We start from the raw sequence: 2056 nt of genomic DNA on the forward strand, positions 1-2056 counted from the left end.
TCTGTTTTTTTGAACCGCACTGCCCCGCATCAAGTTTTGTAACGGTAGATAATGACGACACCCGCATTCCGCCTCTTGCCATATTGCCAAACGTTAGCAAAAATTATAAAAAAACAACGATGAAGAAATTGACACTCCTATTGTTTTTAATTATTATTTGTCAAAATTCTTATTCTCAAAAACTATTAACTTCTTGGAGTCAGCAGAATATTGAAAATTATACAAGAGAAATGTATGATGAAGCGCAGAAACTTACAACTTCAGAACTTCTTTTAAAAAACACAAAAGACAATAGCTGGAGTTCCGTTTTCTTGACTTTGAACGCTTCAATAAATAATTACAAAGAGGATACCGATTATTTAAAGGAGCTTGCAAAACAAATTACAAATATTGAAGAGACCAAATTGAAGGGAACCAGTCGATTAATAATTTGGGATAGAATAATCAGTGGAGATATAATATTTGAAGGAAAAGGTTTGATAATTTATAATGATTTATTTAAAGTTGGGGGTCGAGCTAATCAAATTCTTCAAAATCTAACCAATAAAAATTTTGGATATGTGAATATAAATACCACCAACGAAGAACTAGAAAATCTAAAAAACAAGTGGTTGGACTTTTTAACAAATAAAACAATCGAAGAATTTAAGCCAACCGAATATCCAAATGCAAAAATTCCAGAAATCAGTAGCTTAACTGCGGTAGAAGCCTTAGTCGTTTCCTTGCAAGCCAATGCTACTAAAGACGCTATCACAAAAAACTGTTTAAAAAATGTATATAATTTAGATGAAATGCCAAAGGAAAAAGGTTCTTCGGCTAGCTACTGTAATCCAGACACATATACTTTTGCATATTTAAGAATATTGTTTGGATATGAAGAAATTAACGAAACAAAGGATGCAAAATGGTGGCTGAATTTTTGGACTACCAATCAAGATAAACTCGTATGGAATAATGATTTAGGAATTTATGAAGTAAGTGAATAACTTTTGCTATACCAGAACCGTTAGCAAAAATATAAATCGAGAACAATAATGAATTAGTAAAAATTTAATAAACATGAAACGAATAATCTTTTTATTAGGAACGGCTTTAATTAGTTTTTCAAGTTGCTATTTTAATATGTCTTCAAGTGGTTCTATACAGCTTGAAACAACGAAAGACAGCATGGATATTGTATTGAAAAATGTAAGAGAGATTGTTGAAGGTTTAAATCACAATGATATAAAGAAAGAAATTACTGAAAAATTTAAAGACTTTGATAAAAACTCTATTAATAATATCAATATCGGCTACACTAAATTTTGGAGTGCAGGGGGAGGTGATAATAAAGCTACTGTAATAATAAGAGTAAATATATCTTCTTCTGATTTTGAAAAATCAAGGGAAGTAATTGATTTTTACGAAGGTTTTATCATACCTGAATTGAAAAAAAATGGATATATCCCAAGAGAACAATGAACAACATTTTGCTAACATCATATATAAAATATTGGGGTTTAGGTGTTTATACGAACCTTTCTGCCCCGCACCAACTTTTGTAACGGCAGACAAAGACGCACACCGCAGCCCCAACATTTCATATATGTGACCGTTGCCGTTCATTGAAAGAGCCAAAGAACCAACCTTTTAATTTGAAATTGAATTGTATATTTGTAGAAGTTGTAACTTGATTAGACAATATGACAAGTAAATCTCAGATAGAAGTTGAAAACAAGCTCATTTCTATAGTTAAACAAAACGAGCAAGACTACATCTGCCTGACTGATATGGTAAGAGACGAAGAGGGTACAGACCATATTCGGAATTGGATGCGAAATCGTAATACTGTAGAATTCATTGGCTTATGGGAGACTTTGAATAACCCGAATTTTAAACATGTCGAATTCGACACCTTTAGAAAACAAGCTGGATTAAACAGTTTCAATTTAACACCGAAAAAATGGATTGAGGCAACTAATGCAATAGGACTAATTTCCAAATCAGGCAGATATGGAGGGACTTATGCTCATAAAGATTTAGCATTTGAGTTTGGCTCTTGGATTAGTCCAATGTT

General features: G+C 32.1%; 3 protein-coding genes. All 3 read left to right on the plus strand.

Annotated features, from left to right (window positions below; genetic code table 11):
- Window positions 1-986 (plus strand): hypothetical protein (locus B5X70_RS17560; RefSeq protein ID WP_234995097.1); only part of this gene is annotated, 986 nt, incomplete at its 5' end.
- Window positions 987-1059: 73 nt separating this feature from the next.
- Window positions 1060-1461, plus strand: coding sequence for a hypothetical protein (locus B5X70_RS17565; protein ID WP_143255113.1), 402 nt, complete (start codon window positions 1060-1062; stop codon window positions 1459-1461).
- Between the two features lie 221 nt (window positions 1462-1682).
- Window positions 1683-2056: KilA-N domain-containing protein (locus B5X70_RS17570; RefSeq protein ID WP_143255114.1), on the plus strand; the 374-nt coding region annotated here is incomplete at its 3' end.

The sequence above is a fragment of the Alkalitalea saponilacus genome (assembly GCF_900168165.1).
Lineage (GTDB): Bacteria > Bacteroidota > Bacteroidia > Bacteroidales > Marinilabiliaceae > Natronoflexus > Natronoflexus saponilacus.

Excerpts from the sequence above, each read along its gene's own strand:
- B5X70_RS17565 (WP_143255113.1), top strand. The coding sequence starts at position 1,060 with ATGAAACGAATAATCTTTTTATTAGGAACGGCTTTAATTAGTTTTTCA.